14 protein-coding genes are annotated in these 17,017 nt (G+C 49.1%); 8 read left to right on the top strand and 6 right to left on the bottom strand.

Annotated features, from left to right (window positions below):
- Positions 1 to 96 precede the first annotated feature (96 nt).
- The gene (locus BWI97_RS10420; RefSeq protein ID WP_094809540.1) at positions 97 to 318 is read left to right on the top strand and encodes a PspC domain-containing protein; all 222 of its coding nucleotides are present in this window, start codon (positions 97 to 99) and stop codon (positions 316 to 318) included.
- 7 nt (positions 319 to 325) lie between these two features.
- Here the strand turns inward: BWI97_RS10420 and BWI97_RS10415 are convergent, their stop codons facing one another.
- The 4 genes from BWI97_RS10415 to BWI97_RS10400 all read right to left on the bottom strand — a co-directional run bounded on the left by BWI97_RS10415 (position 326) and on the right by BWI97_RS10400 (position 5,965).
- Positions 326 to 1,636, bottom strand: coding sequence for a TolC family protein (locus BWI97_RS10415; RefSeq protein ID WP_094809542.1), 1,311 nt, complete (start codon positions 1,634 to 1,636; stop codon positions 326 to 328).
- 55 nt (positions 1,637 to 1,691) lie between these two features.
- On the bottom strand, positions 1,692 to 2,378 hold the full coding sequence (locus BWI97_RS10410) for an ABC transporter ATP-binding protein (protein ID WP_094809544.1): 687 nt from the start codon (positions 2,376 to 2,378) through the stop codon (positions 1,692 to 1,694).
- A 152-nt stretch (positions 2,379 to 2,530) separates the two neighbouring features.
- Positions 2,531 to 3,559, bottom strand: coding sequence for a DUF4097 family beta strand repeat-containing protein (locus BWI97_RS10405; RefSeq protein ID WP_102200972.1), 1,029 nt, complete (start codon positions 3,557 to 3,559; stop codon positions 2,531 to 2,533).
- Positions 3,560 to 3,619: 60 nt separating this feature from the next.
- A complete protein-coding gene (locus BWI97_RS10400; protein WP_102200971.1) occupies positions 3,620 to 5,965 on the bottom strand; it encodes an ABC transporter permease in 2,346 nt (781 codons plus the stop codon).
- A 207-nt stretch (positions 5,966 to 6,172) separates the two neighbouring features.
- Between BWI97_RS10400 and BWI97_RS10395 the strand changes: the two genes are divergently transcribed.
- From BWI97_RS10395 to BWI97_RS10365, 7 genes are all read left to right on the top strand, one after another.
- Positions 6,173 to 6,862, top strand: a complete 690-nt coding sequence (locus BWI97_RS10395) for a response regulator transcription factor (protein ID WP_102200970.1) — start codon at positions 6,173 to 6,175, stop codon at positions 6,860 to 6,862.
- A 48-nt stretch (positions 6,863 to 6,910) separates the two neighbouring features.
- Entirely contained in the window at positions 6,911 to 8,275 is a 1,365-nt protein-coding gene (locus BWI97_RS10390) for a HAMP domain-containing sensor histidine kinase (RefSeq protein WP_102200969.1), read from the top strand.
- 224 nt (positions 8,276 to 8,499) lie between these two features.
- Positions 8,500 to 9,720 carry a TolC family protein gene (locus tag BWI97_RS10385; RefSeq protein WP_158242734.1) on the top strand — a complete coding sequence of 407 codons (1,221 nt, stop codon included), beginning with the start codon at positions 8,500 to 8,502 and terminating at the stop codon, positions 9,718 to 9,720.
- Positions 9,717 to 10,838 (top strand): efflux RND transporter periplasmic adaptor subunit, encoded by a 1,122-nt coding sequence (locus BWI97_RS10380; protein ID WP_102200967.1) that lies wholly within the window; start codon positions 9,717 to 9,719, stop codon positions 10,836 to 10,838. Before BWI97_RS10385 ends, BWI97_RS10380 begins: the two co-directional genes overlap by 4 nt.
- 7 nt (positions 10,839 to 10,845) lie before the next feature.
- Positions 10,846 to 13,956 (top strand): efflux RND transporter permease subunit, encoded by a 3,111-nt coding sequence (locus BWI97_RS10375; protein ID WP_102200966.1) that lies wholly within the window; start codon positions 10,846 to 10,848, stop codon positions 13,954 to 13,956.
- A 200-nt stretch (positions 13,957 to 14,156) separates the two neighbouring features.
- Positions 14,157 to 15,233: a M4 family metallopeptidase gene (locus BWI97_RS10370; RefSeq protein ID WP_102200965.1), complete on the top strand. Its 1,077-nt coding sequence runs from the start codon at positions 14,157 to 14,159 to the stop codon at positions 15,231 to 15,233.
- 10 nt (positions 15,234 to 15,243) lie between these two features.
- Positions 15,244 to 15,543, top strand: coding sequence for a protealysin inhibitor emfourin (locus BWI97_RS10365; RefSeq protein ID WP_094809562.1), 300 nt, complete (start codon positions 15,244 to 15,246; stop codon positions 15,541 to 15,543).
- A gap of 82 nt (positions 15,544 to 15,625) precedes the next feature.
- On the opposite strand, the gene BWI97_RS10360 is transcribed toward BWI97_RS10365, so the two are convergent.
- Together BWI97_RS10360 and BWI97_RS10355 are read right to left on the bottom strand one after the other, a co-directional pair.
- A complete protein-coding gene (locus BWI97_RS10360) occupies positions 15,626 to 15,910 on the bottom strand; it encodes a chaperone modulator CbpM (protein ID WP_102200964.1) in 285 nt (94 codons plus the stop codon).
- Position 15,911: 1 nt separating this feature from the next.
- Positions 15,912 to 16,829: a DnaJ C-terminal domain-containing protein gene (locus tag BWI97_RS10355; RefSeq protein WP_102200963.1), complete on the bottom strand. Its 918-nt coding sequence runs from the start codon at positions 16,827 to 16,829 to the stop codon at positions 15,912 to 15,914.
- Between the last annotated feature and the right edge of the window lie 188 nt (positions 16,830 to 17,017).

Below are 17,017 nucleotides of genomic sequence, written 5' to 3'. Positions count from 1 at the left end.
CAGTTTTAGCGAAAAAATTTTTTTTTAAACATTGGTATGAATTTTTAAGTTTTCGGGAAGTGTCCGTATTTTCGATTAACAAAAGATCGCCCAATCATGAACCGTTTACGATATCTTGTTGAAAGTCAGGCTTTTGGCGTGTGTTCGTTGGTAGGCGAACGGCTTGGAATCTCCGCCAGCAGCATCCGTTTGTACTTCATCTATACGTCCTGCTTAACGATGGGCTCGCCATTGGTTCTGTACCTGATCATGGCCTTCTGGATGAACTTTGGAAAGCACCTGCGTCGGCATCAAAACCCTACGGTTTGGGAGCTATAGCTTAGGCTTAGTCCACGAACAGGTTCTTACCCTGATAGTAATCGAGAATTTTTACCCGAAACAGATAATCATAACGAGCCTGGATCTGATTTAAGCGGGCCCGATCCAGATTGGTTTTGGCAATGTTGTATTCAACCACGTTCAGCGTACCGGCCTGAAAACGGCTTTCGGCCGATTTCAAGGTCTCATCGAAGTTTTTCACTTGACTTTCCAGAGCGTCGTACCGCATTTTGGCTACCTCCAGGTTAGCGTATGCCTGCTCAATGCCTTGTTTAACCTGAATCTGTACATTCTGAGCCTGCACTTCGTTGCGTTTTTTATCTACAATTGCGTTTTGAACCCGGTTTCTGTAAATCCAGCTTCGAAAGATGGGAATGGCTAAATCCAGCGAAAAGTATCGGTTAAAATTGTTGCCCAGCTGATCCCCGTAAGTCAGGTTTGCCGTAGAAGAGTACCGCGTACTGAAGTACGAATTCAACGAAAGGAGCGGATACTGCAAACCCCGGTACATCTTGATGGTATGATCAAAGCTCTTGACGCGAAGCTGGGCCGCTTTGATGACCCCCAGGTTTTGTTCGGCCAGTTCGTACACCTGTGTGGCCGTGCTTTCATAACCCATTTCGCCCTGTGGGGTTAAACGTTCCAGTTTAAAGTCCAGGGGAACCTGCGGGTTGTTGAGGGTTTGCCAGAAGGCCAGTCGGTTGAGCTTCAACTGACCCTGCATGGTAACCAGACTCAACTGGTCATTTGCCACCTGCGAACCGAGGGTGTATTCATCGTACGGAGCCAGGTTTCCGGCCTTTACCAGAGCTACGGCCCGTTCCAGCTGCATTTTGGAAGCTTCCAGCTGCTGTTCTGCCAGGTTGACCTGATCTTCACTGCTAAGCACCTGTAAATACGCCAGAATCGTCGTGATCGTCACCTGATCCTTCGCTTGTCGGACATCCTGTTCGGCAGCTTTCATGAGCAGGTTATTCTGCTTGATAAAATTCTGATTGTATAGACCATTGAAGAGGGTTACACCCGCCGAAAGACTGAAAGCCGAAGAGTTTAGCTTTTCGTTAACGAACCCGTTCGTGTAGGGGTCAATACTGCGGCCGTAATTGATCGATTGCGAGGCGGCAGCCTGTGCCGTAGGCAGAAGTGCCAGCTTCGCCTGCAGAAGGTTATTTTCACTGGTTTCCACCAGCAGTTCATTCTGCCGCACCGTCAGGTTATTACGGATGGCTACATCTACGGCCTGTTTCAGCGTCATGGGCGTTTGGGCCTGCAGGGAGCCACTCAACAGGAGTCCGGTGAAAAGGAGTAATTTTTTCATGGAAATGCGTACCTAAAGGAAAACAAGGGGGAAGTTGAAGGTCGAACGAGAGACGCTAGGCGATGGATTCTACGCGAAGGTCTTCGACAATTTTTCCGTCGTTCAGGTGTAAAATCCGGTTGCCGTAAGCCGCATTCTTCTCCGAGTGCGTCACCTGAATGATCGTAATACCTTCCTGATTCAACTGCTTGAAAATCTGCATGATTTCTTCAGCCTGGGCCGACTGGAGGTTACCCGTAGGTTCATCCGCCAAAATAATTTTAGGTTGACCCACTAATGCCCGGGCGATGCCTACCAGTTGCTGTTGCCCACCGGAAAGCTGATTGGGAAACAAATCCTTTTTAGCAACCATATTAAATCGATCCAGAATATCGGCTATGCGGCTTTTCCGCTCTGAACTCGGTACGTTTTTGTACAGTAGCGGCGTTTCCAGGTTTTCGTATACGGTCAGTTCATCGATGAGGTGATAGGCCTGAAAGACGAAACCGATATAGGCTTTGTACAACTCCGAACGTTTCTTCTCACTGAGTCGCTGTACCGGCTGATCGAGGAACGTATACTCACCTGAAGTAGGCTGATCGAGTAGGCCAATGATGTTCAGTAGGGTAGACTTGCCCGCCCCGGATGGACCCATGATACTAACAAATTCTCCTTCCTTAATTTCGGTCGTAACGTGCCGGAGAATGTATGTTTTGGTGAACCCGTTCTGGTAATACCGTTCGATGTCTTGCAGTGAAATCATGGAGATGCTGTTTGAAGGTTCTATTTTCTAAAGCTGTGCCAAAGCGATAAAAAAAGAATTAATGTTTTGATTATGAGATATTTATAAAATAATTATGTCCGAAAACGAACAATTGAGTGTTCGCTTTCGGACATGCAAGAAAGGAAATTCAGTTATTGAATGGATACAGAATTACTCCCGTGAATCGTGAGGGGTACGCCACCGCCGTTGAGTTTGCCATCCACGTGCGTATCATCGGCTTCTCCCCGGAACTTCGCGAGCGGAAAGTGAATCCGGCTACCACGTACGGCCAGATCTACGCCCTGATTCTGGGGTAAGCGGACCTTGATGCTGCCCGCTGAGCACCGCAATTTGACGTACTTATTGAGTTTAGCAAATTCTACATCCAAACTACCGGCACTCGTTTCTGCGTCCACCGCCGCTGACAAATTATATAAACGGATGGAGCCGCCTGAGCTTTTCGCATAAAGTTCTCCGCTAATGGCATCGCCCTGAACGCTGCCCCCACTGGTGGTGGCTTCGATGGTACCGTTCAGGCGAGTCAGACGTACACTACCACCGGAAGTTTTTAACGTGATTTTACCTTCCAGGTCTTCGGCCTGAATGCTACCCCCACTGGTCTGTACGTTCATTTCCTTCCGGCAATTGTTCAGATGAATGCTGCCGCCACTGGTCCGACCCTGAATCAGACCGGCTACGTCGCTCATGTGCAAACTGCCCCCGCTGGTCTGAAACTGTTGCGGTCCGTCCAGGTGAGCCAACCGAATACTTCCTCCGCTGGTACGCAGGTCCGTAGAGAAGGTGCGAGGCGTAAAAATCTTGAAGGATACGCTGATGTTACGATCTGAATTCCAGGAGACCCCTGATTTACGACGGGAGTAGACGACCACCGACGAACCTTCTGTTTTCATGCTCAGCTCATACTCGGCGAGTTGCTTTTCAATTTCCGCTTTATCGATCTTGTTCGCGGGCCAGTTATTCAGCCGTACGTACATTTCTACTTTCACGTCGGAAGAAGAACCCCCTTCAACCTGAATACTACCGCCGGAAACGTCCACGCGAACATTGGATAAGTTACCCGTGAAGGTTTTCGTCTGGTAAGGTTGATCTTCAGAGGATTGGGCCGAGGCTGTACCCAACGCAAGCGTCAGCAACGGGAAAAGGTACAAACGTTTCATCATTTCTGGTAGTTTTTGGACAAAGACAACGCTCGTTTCCTTTTTGTTGCACGGCTCGACGCTTCACTCCGCTTTCAGACTGTATACGGGATTGGTACGGGCGGCTCGAATGGACTGATACGCAATGACTGCCAGCGTTAAGGCCAGCGTACTAAGCAGGGTGCCGCCGAAATACAGCCAATGCAGTGAAATACGGTACGTAAACTGTTCAAGCCAGCTTTGCATGAGTACGGTAGCAATGGGTACTGCCACTACGAAGCCTAATGCAGCCATGATCACGAAGGATTTCCCGAAGAGGTACAGAATCTGTCCTTCGCTGGCCCCCAGGACTTTTCGGATGCCTATTTCTTTGGTTCGTGTTTCGGCCATAAACCGGATGAGGCCAAACAGACCTAAGCCGCAAATCCAGACGGCTACCCCTGCAAACAGTACAATCAGGTTGGCTAGGCTACCTTCGGCCTGGTACGACTGGGCCAACTGCTGATCCAACCACTGGTACTCGAAGGGTTGTTGCGGATAAATTTTTTCCCAAACCGTTCGTATCCGGGGTAGTGTTTCTTCCAGATCATCCACGGCCAGTTTGATACCTACCTGCTGGTAAAGCGAAGCCTGACTACCGATGAAGCAGGGTTCAATGGCTTTGTGTAAGGATAAGTGATGGAAATCTTTAACAACGCCCACAATGGGTAACGAGCTGTGAGCCAGGTAATAATCCAGTTTTCGTCCCAGAATCTGGTTGGGGTCTTTGAGGTGAAGCTTGCGTAAAAAAGCCTCATTCACCACGATTTCCCGAAGGGTGTCACTCGGTATAATATTTCGCCCGGCCACGAGCTGTAAGCCATACGTCGGTATAAAGGCCGCATCCGCAATTTTTTCCCGTAGGGCGAAGGTTTCAAACGAAGCTTTGTCGGCAAACTTAAACGTACCGCCGTTTATCTTCGTCGAGGAAGGTGGACGAAACTGGAAGGTAAGAGCCTGAATTTCCGGATACGTCTCCAGGGCCTGTCGTACTACGTGCTCTTTGCCTTTCTCGGGGAGATTGATTAGCAGGATATTATCTTTTTTAAATCCCAAATCTGCTTGCTCGAAATACCGGGTCTGGCACACCATCACAATCGCACCGGTGATCAGTACCTGACAAACAACAAACTGCGTAACGGTAAGTACCTGTCGCAAGGAAAGAGTACGGTGGGAACGAAGGGTACCTTTCAACGCCGCGATGGGAGCAAAGCTGGCTTGAAGGTACGCCGGATAAGCACCCGCCAGCCCCGTAATCGTTCCGGCAAGTAGCAGTAGAAAAAACGTAAGACTGGTGTCCAGTTGCCAGCTTAGCTGACTCTGGGTCCATTGATTCAGATACGGAAGCAATACTTCCACCAGAAACAGGGCCAGTAGAAAAGCAATCCCTACGAGTACGGCCGTTTCAAGCAGAAACTGAGTTAGTAACTGCCGGCGTGAACTACCCAGGCTCTTGCGAATGCCCACTTCCTTCACCCGGCGAAGCGATTGAGCCGTTGTAAGGTTAATGAAGTTCATACAGGCCGTTAGTACCAGAAAAAGCCCCACCCAGGCCAGTGTATGTACCAGCATACGGCGGATGGAGCCGGGCGTACGTGGATCGAAATGCACGTCTCGCAGGGGTTGCCAATGCAGTTGAATATAACGAGCATCCGCTCCGAGGGCCTTTCGGATAACCTTTGGCATGGCCTGTTCCATTTGGGCCTCTTTGGTAGGATCTTTAAGCGTAGCGTAAACGCGATTGGTACTGTTTAAATACCACCAATTGTCTTTTTCAAAAGTGGGAATAACGTCTAGCGGTAAGAACATCCCTGCTTTCAGATCCGTCGTGGGTGGGGGATCAGCGATAATACCCGTGACGAGTACGCTCGTTTCTTTGTCGATGTCGAGGCGTTGGCCCATTGGATTCCGATCACCAAAGTATTTTTTTGCCCAACGCTCGGTTAGAATCGCCGTATTTTTTTGCAGCGACGCGGGTGTCCCTTGCTTCCACTGGTAGTCGAAAATCTTGAAATAGGAGGAATCGACCAGAAAAACGCCCGTATGTTCGGGAAAAACCCGGTCACCCTGACGTACCGTTACATCCTGATTGGTCACGAAGAAGGTGGCCTCTTCTACCTGCGGAAACTGACGCCGTAACAAAGGAGCCAGCGGAGGCATGGCTTCGGGATAGGCTTCAACGGACCCATCGTCCAGCCGTAAATCGGTCACTACTCGAAAAATGCGATCGAATTTCTGATGATGCCGATCCGTAGTATAATGGTAGCGGATAAACAGAAACGTTAGGATGCCACCAGCTATGCCCACGGCCAAACCCGCCAAATGCAGAAAAGTATAGACTTTCTGACGAGCAAACTGACGGAAGATAAGGGTAAGGAAATTTCCGAACATAGGCGAATGAAAGAAATGAAAAAACGAACGGAAGTAAGTGGCCCTAAAAGTATTCCAATAAAAGTTAAAGTTTGTTAAGTCTCAGATAAACAAGTAGTTATAAATAAAGGGTTGCTCAGTTATGAACAGTAAGCTGTGCGGTTTTGAACAATAGCATACTAGTTTTGTCATTAATGAATGATACTTCAGTAACCAGCTTATACTGCTATGTCAAAAATTCTGCTCGTTGAGGATGATAGCCGGGTGGCTTCCTTTGTTGAAAAAGGATTGCGGGAAAAAATGTTTCAGGTCCGGCACGTCACGAAGGGTTACGAGGCCATCGAGGAGTGTATGCAGCAGGAATTTGATGCCATTATTCTGGACATTATGTTGCCGGATCTGGATGGATTTGATGTTTGCCGAACGATTCGGCGGCGGGAAATCAACGTTCCGATCATCATGCTGAGTGCGTTAAATACGCCGGAGGAGAAGATTCAGGGACTCGAAGCTGGGGCCGACGATTACCTGGGAAAGCCCTTCAACTTTCTGGAACTGATTGCTCGAATCAATGCTCAGCTGCGGCGGAAATCCTTCGAAAAAGGAAACTTTGAACAGTATACGTATCATGATTTAAGCATCAATCTGGACCGCCATGTCGTGAAACGGGGAGAAACCGAAATTACATTATCACCGCGTGAGTTTAAACTCTTATTGTTTTTTATGCAGAACAAAGAGAGAGTAGTAACGCGTGCTGAAATCGCCGAAGCAGCCTGGGATTTAAACTTTGATACGAACACTAATGTAGTAGATGTATATATTAACTATCTGAGAAATAAACTGGATAAAGGGTACGATACGAAGTTCATCCAAACGATTAAAGGAAGAGGATATTTGTTTGAACAATATACGGAAGAATAGAATGGTATTTATTGGTTTAGAAAACAGCTATTAGATAGACTTTGTTGAATGAAACTTCGTTTTAAACTTACGTTACAATCCACCCTGATTTTCGCCATTACCCTGGTGATTGTTTTCGTAGGCACCTATATCATCTTTAAGAAACATACGGATACCATATTTTTTAATAAACTCAGTGATCGGGCTTTAATTGCTGCCTTTGTATACTTTGAAAAAGATGAAGCGACAAAATTAAATTACAGCAAACAGGAATCCATTTACCGCGTGCCATTAGTGGATGAAATTGTACAGGTATACGACACGACGGGTAAATTGATTTTCGTGGATAATGGTCCGGCTGTAACGATTAATCCGAAGCGATTAAAGGAAATACCGCAAGCAAAGTCGGTACAGTTTTATCAGAATGGACGGCAATGTGTGGGCATTTATTATCAGGATAATCAGGGTGATTTTATCATCATTTCTTCGGGAATTAATGTAAGCGGGCAGGACCGGCTTACCAACCTGGGAATCACCATGTTGACCTTCTTTTTCGGAGGGATTGCCATTAACCTGCTCCTGAATGCCTGGCTCTCCAAACGAACGTTTCACCCTTTTACGGAAGTCATTGATCAGGTCAATACGATTTCGGCGGATAACCTGCACTTACGCTTACCCCAGCAGAAAGGAGCCACGGACGATGAGTTGCAGCAGGTCGTGGCCACGTTCAATTATTTTCTGGAGCGGCTGGAAAAAAGCGTAAAAAGCCAGAAACACTTCTTGAAACACGCTTCCCATGAGTTAAAAACACCTCTGGCTGCCCTGATTGGTGAGCTACAGGTAAACCTGCAACAGAAGCGAAGTGAAGAAGAGTACCAGTCTTTATTACAAACCCTGTTGCTGGATGCTCAGCATTTAAAGGATATACTGGAGGGCTTACTCATCCTGTCGGGACTGGAATCCAGCCGTAATTTTCCAATTCATGCCATTCAAATGGATGACGTTTTATGGGATGTGTTAGGGAAAATTCAGTTGACGCATCCATCGGCGGTAGTCGAAGTGGAAGTTTCGTCAGAACAGGAAAACACGGACTGGCTACTTGTTGAAGGAAATGAAGTATTACTATCACTCGTATTAACCAATTTAATTGAGAATGCGGTTAAGTTTTCGGATGCAAAACCCGTCACTGTATCGTTAGATTATACTTCAAATTTACAAATTCGTATTGTTGATCAGGGTAGAGGGATCGAACCGACGGAGCAATCGAAAATTTTTGATCTTTTCTATCGTGGGTCAAACACTACTTCGGTTGCTGGCCATGGCTTGGGCTTACACTTAACGCAACGTATTCTGGATCTTCATGGCTTTATGTTAAACTTTCAATCCGTCGTAGGAGAAGGGTCAGTATTTGTGGTTGATTTCAAGAAATCGTAAGCTAGAATCAGTACGGATGTTACAAAACGCTGGATTCTTTTCGTAGATTAAAAAACTCTAATCTACTTCCAATCTACTTTTAATAATTCTGTTAATTTCCCCTTAATCTTGACTTCGCACTTTTGCCAATGTAATTGTCATTGGTCATTATGCGTCGGATCTTATTTCTCTTTTTTATACTAAGCGTAGGCAGCAGTTGGGCCCAATCGGTCCCGGTGGATACCATGCGTATTACCCGGGCGGAGGCCGAGCAGTTATTCCTGACGAATAACCTGCGTCTACTTGCCGAAAAGCTGACGATTTCCCAGGCGGAGGCTCAGATTCTGCAGGCAAAGGCCTGGCCTAACCCCAACTTTGGGATCGATCAGGTAAACCTTTGGGCCACCCAGCGACAAACGCGGGGCCAGGAGGTTTCCCCACCCCTGGGCAAGAACTTCGGACGAAACCAGCAGTTTGCCTTTGATCTCGAACAACTCATCCTAACCGCCGGGAAACGTCGGAAAATGGTTGCCATCGAAAAGGTGAACCGGGATCGGACGGAGCAGTATTTCCTCGACTTACTGGTTTCCCTGAAAGCCGAATTCCGCAATCTGCTTACCGAACTGACGTACGATCAGCAGACCAAACAACTTTTCGCGGATCAGCTAACGGTGCTGTCGGAAGTGTTTAAGGCTCAAGAGCGTCAGTATCAGAATAATAACCTTTCGAAGGCGGAGTACTTCCGGTTAAAGTCTCTGGAGCTGGAGTTGATGGACGATTTGCGGGAGCTGGATCAGGAAATCCAGGATTCGCAGCAGCAGCTCAAAACGCTGATGGCCCTGCCCGTAACGACGTATTTGGTTATTAGTGACGGCTCAGTCCTGCCCGCGTATACCGCATTAAAACAGGGAGGTTTTTCTTTCTTCCGCCAACGCGTTAGTGAAGATCCGCCACGCTTGCGGGCGGCCCAGAGCGAAGTAGCCTATGCCAAAGCCCAGAGCCGTTACGAGGAAGCCAAAAGAACGCCCGATCTAACCCTCAAGGCAGGCTACGATCGAAACGGGAATACCATGCTTGATTTCGTTGGGTTTGGTGTATCGGCAGATATTCCCGTTTTCGATCGGAACAAGGGCAACATTCTGTCGAGTAAAATCGAAATCGAAAAAACGAGTCGACAGCTGGAAGAAGCTCGTAATGATTGGCAGAATCAATTGTTTAAAGCCTATGCCAACTTTCTCGGGGCTAGCGATTTCTACGAACGAATCGACGTCAATTACGCGACGGAACTGGAGGAACTCAGCGAGGCCATCAGTCGCAACTTCCAGCGAAAAAATATCAGTCTGCTGGAATTCCTCAACTACTTCGAAGCCTTCCGGTCCAACCGCGAAACGCTGCTGAAAGCGACTAAAAATCTCAGAAATTCTTTGGAAGAACTTAATTATTTAGCTGGAACCGACCTGCCATGAAGTTAATGTATGCTACTCTTAATGGCCTGACACTCGCTCTGTTGGGCGGTCTTGTGCTGAGCTGCAACCAAAAGCCCGAGCAACAGACCCAAAACGTTCCCCAGGCCGATTCTACCCATTGCCTGGCCAAGGAGGTAACCACTCAAACGACTGAAGTAAAGGCGACAACGCCCATTCAGAAAATTTCGCTGACGGGAAAAGTCAATTACAATCCCGATAAGGTCGTTCGGTTTGTGCCTTTGATCGATGGGGTCGTAAGCAAAGTGAATTTTGCCCTGGGCGACTACGTGAAAAAAGGCCAGGTCATGCTCGAACTACGCAGTTCTGAACTGACCAACTTGAGTACGGATCTGAAAACGGCTCAGGCTACCCTGCGAACCGCCGAACGAAACCTGGCTTCCGTGAAGGAAATGTACGAAGACAAACTGGCTACGGAAAAAGAGCTGGTCGTGGCCGAAAGCGAAGTAGACGTGGCCAAGCAAAGCATCATCAAAGCTCAGGAAACTTTGAACCTGTACGGAGGTAGTCTGGAAAAAGGCGTACTCGTCGTCAAAGCTGTCAGTAATGGGTATGTCGTGGAGAAAAACATTGTCGTCGGGCAGCAGGTGGAAGCGGGTACCGATGCCCTGTTTACCATTTCTGACCTCAAGCAGGTGTGGGTTACGGCAAACATCTACACGGGTCAGTTGGGACAGGTGAAAGAAGGCATGCCCGTCGAGATTACGACAACGGCGTACCCCAATACCGTTTTCCACGGAAAGATCAGTCGTTTTTCTAATGTCTTCGATCCGAACGAGCGGGTACTGAAAGCTCAGATTTTCCTGGATAACCCCGGCCTGCTGCTGAAGCCCGAAATGTTCGTCATCATTCGCGTGAAAAAAACGGGTAATGAAACCACCATGGCCGTTCCTACCCAGGCCGTCGTGTTTGATGAAGACCGCTATTTCGTCGTAAAGTACCAGGATGAATGCAATCTCGAACTCGTCAATTTGACGCCCTTGTTCCAGAATAGTGACTCCACGTACTTCCACGGAGGCGTACGGGTAGGAGATAAAATTCTGACTAAAAATCAATTGCTGGTTTATAATCAGTTGAAGCAAACTAAAGCCGCACACTGAGTCTGTTATGTCCAAATTTGTCGAAAAGATTGTAGCCTTTTCCCTGAGAAACCACATTCTGGTCTTTTTTATGACCTTTTTGCTGGTGGGTGCCGGGATTATCAGCTACATGAACACGCCCATAGAAGCCTTTCCAGACGTCACCAACACCCGGGTTCGAATCATTACCCAGTGGTCCGGTCGGAGTGCGGAGGAGGTAGAGAAATTTATTACGTTGCCCATCACCCGGGAAATGAATACGATCCCGAAGAAAACCGAAGTACGCTCGGTTTCGCTGTTTGGGCTGTCTGTGGTAACCGTACTGTTTGACGAAAAGGTTGATGACTTTTACGCCCAGCAATACGCTTCCAATCGGATCAATAACGTTACGATGCCCGAGGGTGCTGAAGCGGAAATTGAACCGCCCGCCGGTGCGACGGGGGAGATTTTCCGGTATGTACTCAAGGGTGATTTGCCCATTCGGGAATTGTCCGCTCTCCAGGAGTGGGTGGTTGAACGGGAGCTGGTAGGGGTACCCGGCGTGGCTCAGGTGGTCAGCTTTGGCGGGGAAGAAAAAATCTACGAAATACAGGTAGACCCGGTCGAACTGGCCAACTACAACCTGACATCCCTGGATGTCTTTGAAGCCGTTTCCAAAAGTAACATCAACGTCGGTGGCGATGTCATTACCAAGGGCAGCCAGGCTTATGCGGTACGCGGTGTGGGTTTACTGGAAAGTACGGCTGACATCGAAAACATCCTGATTGAGAACGTCAACGGTACCCCCGTAACCGTCGGGAACGTCGCCAAGGTAAACATCACGGCGAAACCCCGGCTGGGTCAGGTCGGTTTGCAGGACGAAGATGACCTGGTGGAAGGCATTGTGATTATGCTGCGGGGTGAAAATCCGAGTGCCGTCATTGATAACCTGAAGCTGAAAATCGAGGATCTCAATAACCGGATTCTTCCCAAGGGCGTAAAAATCGAACCGTTCCACGACCGTTCCGAACTGGTCACCACGACGGTGGATACGGTAACACACAACCTCGTGGAGGGGATTGTACTGATATCGGTATTCGTCTTTATCTTCCTGGTTAACTGGCGAACGACAGTAATCGTCGCTTCCGTGATTCCGCTGGCCTTCCTGTTTGCGATCATCATGCTACGCGTGCAGGGCGTTCCTGCCAACCTGATTTCCATCGGTGCCGTCGATTTCGGCTTGCTGCTGGAAGGGACGATGGTAATGGTGGAGACGGTCTTCGTGGGGCTTGACCGGCGGGCTCATGAACTAGGCATGGAGCGGTTTAATAAAATCTCGAAACTCGGGATCATTAAGCAGAGTGCCCGCACGGTCGCCAAATCCATCTTCTTTGCCCAGATTATCCTGATCGTGGCCCTGTTGCCCATCTTTACCTTCCAGAAAGTAGAAGGCAAGATGTTTACGCCGCTGGCCTTCACGCTCGGTTACGCCCTCATTGGCTCGGCCGTGCTGAGTCTGACGTACGTACCCGCCATGTGTAAGGTGCTGTTACGCAAAAACATCAAGGACCCTGAAAACCCGATTACCGATTTTTTCCGGAATGGTATTTACAAACTCTTCGTGGGAGCGTTCCGGATGCCGAAGGCGACCATCGCCGTATTCATCGGATTGTTCGCCGTTTGTATGCTCAGCTTCGGGCGACTAGGCTCGGAGTTTATTCCCAAGCTGAACGAAGGAGCCTTGTACATTCGGGCTACGTTGCCTAATAGCGTCAGTCTCCAAGAATCAGTAAAGCTGACGAAAGAGATGAAGGCGAAGTTTCGATCGTTTGAAGAAGTTCGTTTCGTACTCACTCAGACCGGCCGACCCAATGATGGTACCGATCCGACCGGATTCTTCAACGTGGAATTTCACGTTCAGCTCTATCCGAAAGAAGAGTGGAAGCGGAAGATTTCGAAAGATGAACTGCTGGAAGAAATGGAAAAATCACTCAGCGTCTATCCCGGAACCATCTTCAGCTTCAGTCAGCCGATTATGGATAACGTGGAGGAATACGTAGCGGGGGTGAAAAGCTCCCTGGTTGTCAAGGTATTCGGTGATGATTTATTCCAGCTCGAAAAAACCGCCGATCAGATTGCCGATGCCATTAAAGATGTGCCCGGCGTGCAGGATCTAAACGTATTCCGGAACATTGGCTCGCCCGAACTCCGGATTAAACTGGACGAAAAACGCATGGGTCGCTACGGCGTCAGTATGGACGATGCCCAGTCGGTCATCGAAATGGCGATTGGCGGGAAAGAGGCCTCGCATTTTTACGAAAACGAACGGTTGTTCGACATTCGGGTTCGGTACGCGGAACCCTTCCGGCAGTCCGAAAAAGAGATCGCCAATATTCTGGTACCCGCCAGCGGTACGTCAAAAGTACCCCTGTACGAAATCGCGGATATTTCCTTTCATACCGGTCCGGCCTTTATTTACCGGGAAGGAAGCAGCCGCTACATTGGCATTGGCTTCTCCGTGCGGGGCCGCGATTTGGGAAGTACTATCGCCGATGCTCAGCAACGGGTACAAGAGCAGGTACAGTTGCCGGATTCGTACCGGATGTCCTGGGCGGGCGAGTTTGAAAGTCAGCAGCGAGCGACGAGCCGACTGGCCGTCATCGTACCGATTTCCCTGCTGATGATTTTCTTCCTGCTGTACATCAATTTCGGTAACCTGAAGGATACGCTGATTTCGCTGGTAACGATTCCCTTTGCATTCGTCGGCGGATTTCTCTCGCTGTTCATTACCAATACGATCTTCGGTATCTCGGCCGGAATTGGTTTCATTATCCTATTTGGCGTCGGTACCATTGATGGGATCATTCTGATCGGGGTTATGAAGGATTTATTGCGGAAAGGATACCCGCTCAAGAAAGCCATCAAGGAAGGGGTTTTCTCCCGGATTCGGCCCGTCTTCATGATTGCCGTGATGGGATCGGCGGGTTTGTTACCCGCAGCCATGTCCACCGGCATGGGCTCCGAAATCCAGAAACCCTTGGCAATTATGATTGTGGGTGGACTGGTGATCTGTATGATCCTGTCGCTAATTGTCCTGCCGCAGGTCTTTTACCTGGCGTATCGGCCCGGCTTACGCAAACGCGGCTTACCCGATGAGTAAAAAATAGTCTCTTTATAGACGTAATTATTCTCCGGTCAGCGGGGTACTTCAACAATCCAACGAAAGTATCCCGCTGACCTTTTTGTGGCTTGTTTTTCCCGGATCAACGCTTCGTCCGGTCCGGTTTTTTAGGTATCTTGAAGCATCTCTTTGATGGATCATTTCCTGTGTTTCGACCAAAAAACCAGAACCTCGCTCGTATGTGTACCTGCTCGCATCGTCACTCCATTCATTGCATTGTACCGCCGTATATGACGGATCAACTGGTGCAATCGTCCAATCCAGAAGTACGGGCCAGAGCCCTGGCTACGGTGAAAATTTCTTCGGCTTTACGGGCAGAACGACAGTTTTCACAGGCCTTTCCCAGTTTGCGGGCCCACAGTTTTGCGGCCGAGCAGGGGAAGGATCGCGTGATTTACGATGCTCGTCAGACGGACCGACTGAAAAACGTCATCGTACGGCGGGAAGGGCAGGAGGCCGGAAATGATGTAGCCGTCAATGAAGCCTACGATTACTCGGGCGATACCTACGATTTTTACGAAAGCATTTTTCAGCGGAATTCCCTGGATGACCGGGGTATGACGCTGATCTCCGCCGTGCACGTAGCCGAGCCGGATTACCGGGGCGGCTTTGTGCCCATGAACAATGCCTTCTGGAACGGAGAGCTGATGGCCTATGGCGATGGGGACGGCATCATCTTTAACCGCTTTACCCAGTCGCTTGATGTGGTTGGGCATGAGCTGACGCACGGCGTTCAGTCATTCACCAGTAACCTGACCTATTACGGACAGCCGGGTGCTCTGAATGAGCACTTTTCGGATGTATTCGGCATTCTGATCCGACAGTGGAAGAAACAGGAGGAGGCTAAAACGGCGAACTGGACCATTGGTTCGGAAGTGCTGGTGCCCGCCGCGACGCGTCACGGCATCCGGGATATGCTCAATCCCGGTAAAGCCTACGTCGATGATCCGGATTTGGGTACCGATCCGCAGCCTGGTCACATGAATGACTTGTACACCGGACCGTACGATAACAATGGGGTACACATCAACTCCGGCATTCCAAACCGGGTGTTTGCTTTGGTAGCTACCGAACTAGGCGGAAATGCCTGGGACGTGGCGGGCCGCATCTGGTACGATACCATGCTGCAACTGACGTCCTCGGGTCAGTTCAAAGACTGTGCGAAATTGACCGTACAAATTGCGGGCAGTCAGTTCGGCGAAGCGGAAAAGAAGGTGGTTAGCAACGCCTGGAAAACGGTTGGACTGACTATATAAAGACCCGGTTATGAAAGTACAATTGCAACAATCGGGCGGTTTTATGGGGGCTTTGAAAGAATGTAGCCTGGACACGGATCAGCTGGAAGCCGACGAAGTGCAGGCTATCCAGGAATCCGTAACGAACACGAACTGGACGGAGGCTGAACCCAATCCTTCCGCCATGCGGGATGGCTACCAGTACCACGTGCGGGTGGAAGATCAGGAGCAAACCTATACTGCGGCGTATACCGATCAGACCTTACCGGAATCATTGAAGCCGCTGGTGGGTGTGTTGAAGAAGTACCTTAAGCCCAAATCGTTACGGTAGAAATCCTGAAAGGTAATGACTCGCCTGTTTACAGAAAAGGGTTGCTCAAACGAGCAACCCTTTTGAATGGCGGATGAACCAGCTATCGCGGAAACTGACTTCTAAGCAAGGCTATTTCGTGTTGCAATTGCTCGACTTGTTGGACCAGCTGCGTAATCACGTCAATACCTTCCAGGTTGATATTCAGGTCGTAATGGAGTCGGATGAACCGTTCCAGAGCCGGTAAGCGGTCTTCGTGAATATACTGCGACTCCTGAATACGGGTGATTTCGATGAGTCCGTAATCCTGTAACGAATCGACGAACGAAATTTCGATGTTATAATGCGTACAGCAATCGCTGATGGCAATCCATTCACTTCTTTCCATCTTATGATTGAGCTAATTCCTGAAACAATTCCTTTTGTCGATCCGTCAGATTGGTGGGGATTTTAATCGACCAGCTCAGGATCAAATCGCCAAATTCTCCGTCTTTCTTATAGACCGGGAAACCTTTGCCGCGTAACCGCACTTTCGTACCGTTCTGCGTTTCGGGTTTGATGGGCACTTTCACTTTTCCCGTCAGCGTATCAATGGTTACGTCACCGCCCAGCACCGCCGTATACAAGTCCAGATCCAGCGTGGCGTAGAGGTCATTTCCCTGACGTTTAAAGGTCGGATCTTCAGCAATCTTGAAGGTAATGTACAAATCACCATCTGGCCCGCCATTCTGGCCGGGGGCACCGTACCCTTTCAGCTTGATGACCTGTTCGTTGGCCACGCCCGCCGGAATGGTGATTCGAATATTTTTACCGTTGACCGTCAGGGTTTGTTTGTGCGTTTCGTACGCATCGCGTAGGTTCAGTTGTAGTTCAGCGTTGTAATCCTGGCCCCGGTATTGCTGCGTTCGACGGCCGCCGCTGCGTTCACCACCGAACATGGACTGGAAAAATTCCGAGAAATTATCACCCGTAAAGCCGCTGAAATCACCGCCGTCACCACTAAACCAGCTACCGGCATCGCCACCGTACGAGCCACCGCCCTGGGCCCGGCGGGCCTGTTCGTAGGCCTCGTACTGGTCCGCCTGTTGCCAGTTCTCGCCGTACTGATCGTACTTTTTACGTTTTTCCGGGTCGCTGAGTACTTCGTTGGCTTCGTTAATCTGCTGAAACTTAAGCGTAGCTTCGGCGTTGTTGGGATTTACATCCGGGTGGTATTTCCGGGCCAACTTCCGATACGCTTTTTTTATATCTTCATCGGACGCTGATTTAGTCAGGCCCAGGATTTGGTAATAATCAATGAAGGCCATGGAGGTTTTCCTGCTAGGGTTATAAAGTGTGGTACGATTCGAGACTGAATGGTCCTGTTAATCCGGAGAAAAATACATGCCAATCGGCTAAAATGTCAGAAAAGTACCCAAGGATACAATTAAAAACTGCCATTTTGTATCAGGATACAAAGCTTGAAACCACTCAGACTCACGGGGCCCATAGGCAA

Source organism: Siphonobacter sp. BAB-5405 (assembly GCF_002872335.1).
In the GTDB taxonomy this organism is placed as follows: Bacteria; Bacteroidota; Bacteroidia; order Cytophagales; family Spirosomataceae; genus Siphonobacter.
Note: the sequence above shows the minus strand (reverse complement) of the source record. Positions and strands in the feature narration are given on the sequence as shown.

What these genes read in the sequence shown, in the direction of transcription:
- BWI97_RS10420 (WP_094809540.1), top strand. Translation starts at nt 97, where the DNA reads ATGAACCGTTTACGATATCTTGTTGAAAGTCAGGCTTTTGGCGTGTGT.
- BWI97_RS10415 (WP_094809542.1), bottom strand. Translation starts at nt 1,636, where the DNA reads ATGAAAAAATTACTCCTTTTCACCGGACTCCTGTTGAGTGGCTCCCTG.
- BWI97_RS10410 (WP_094809544.1), bottom strand. Translation starts at nt 2,378, where the DNA reads ATGATTTCACTGCAAGACATCGAACGGTATTACCAGAACGGGTTCACC.
- BWI97_RS10405 (WP_102200972.1), bottom strand. Translation starts at nt 3,559, where the DNA reads ATGATGAAACGTTTGTACCTTTTCCCGTTGCTGACGCTTGCGTTGGGT.
- BWI97_RS10400 (WP_102200971.1), bottom strand. Translation starts at nt 5,965, where the DNA reads ATGTTCGGAAATTTCCTTACCCTTATCTTCCGTCAGTTTGCTCGTCAG.
- BWI97_RS10395 (WP_102200970.1), top strand. Translation starts at nt 6,173, where the DNA reads ATGTCAAAAATTCTGCTCGTTGAGGATGATAGCCGGGTGGCTTCCTTT.
- BWI97_RS10390 (WP_102200969.1), top strand. Translation starts at nt 6,911, where the DNA reads ATGAAACTTCGTTTTAAACTTACGTTACAATCCACCCTGATTTTCGCC.
- BWI97_RS10385 (WP_158242734.1), top strand. Translation starts at nt 8,500, where the DNA reads ATGCGTATTACCCGGGCGGAGGCCGAGCAGTTATTCCTGACGAATAAC.
- BWI97_RS10380 (WP_102200967.1), top strand. Translation starts at nt 9,717, where the DNA reads ATGAAGTTAATGTATGCTACTCTTAATGGCCTGACACTCGCTCTGTTG.
- BWI97_RS10375 (WP_102200966.1), top strand. Translation starts at nt 10,846, where the DNA reads ATGTCCAAATTTGTCGAAAAGATTGTAGCCTTTTCCCTGAGAAACCAC.
- BWI97_RS10370 (WP_102200965.1), top strand. Translation starts at nt 14,157, where the DNA reads ATGTGTACCTGCTCGCATCGTCACTCCATTCATTGCATTGTACCGCCG.
- BWI97_RS10365 (WP_094809562.1), top strand. Translation starts at nt 15,244, where the DNA reads ATGAAAGTACAATTGCAACAATCGGGCGGTTTTATGGGGGCTTTGAAA.
- BWI97_RS10360 (WP_102200964.1), bottom strand. Translation starts at nt 15,910, where the DNA reads ATGGAAAGAAGTGAATGGATTGCCATCAGCGATTGCTGTACGCATTAT.
- BWI97_RS10355 (WP_102200963.1), bottom strand. Translation starts at nt 16,829, where the DNA reads ATGGCCTTCATTGATTATTACCAAATCCTGGGCCTGACTAAATCAGCG.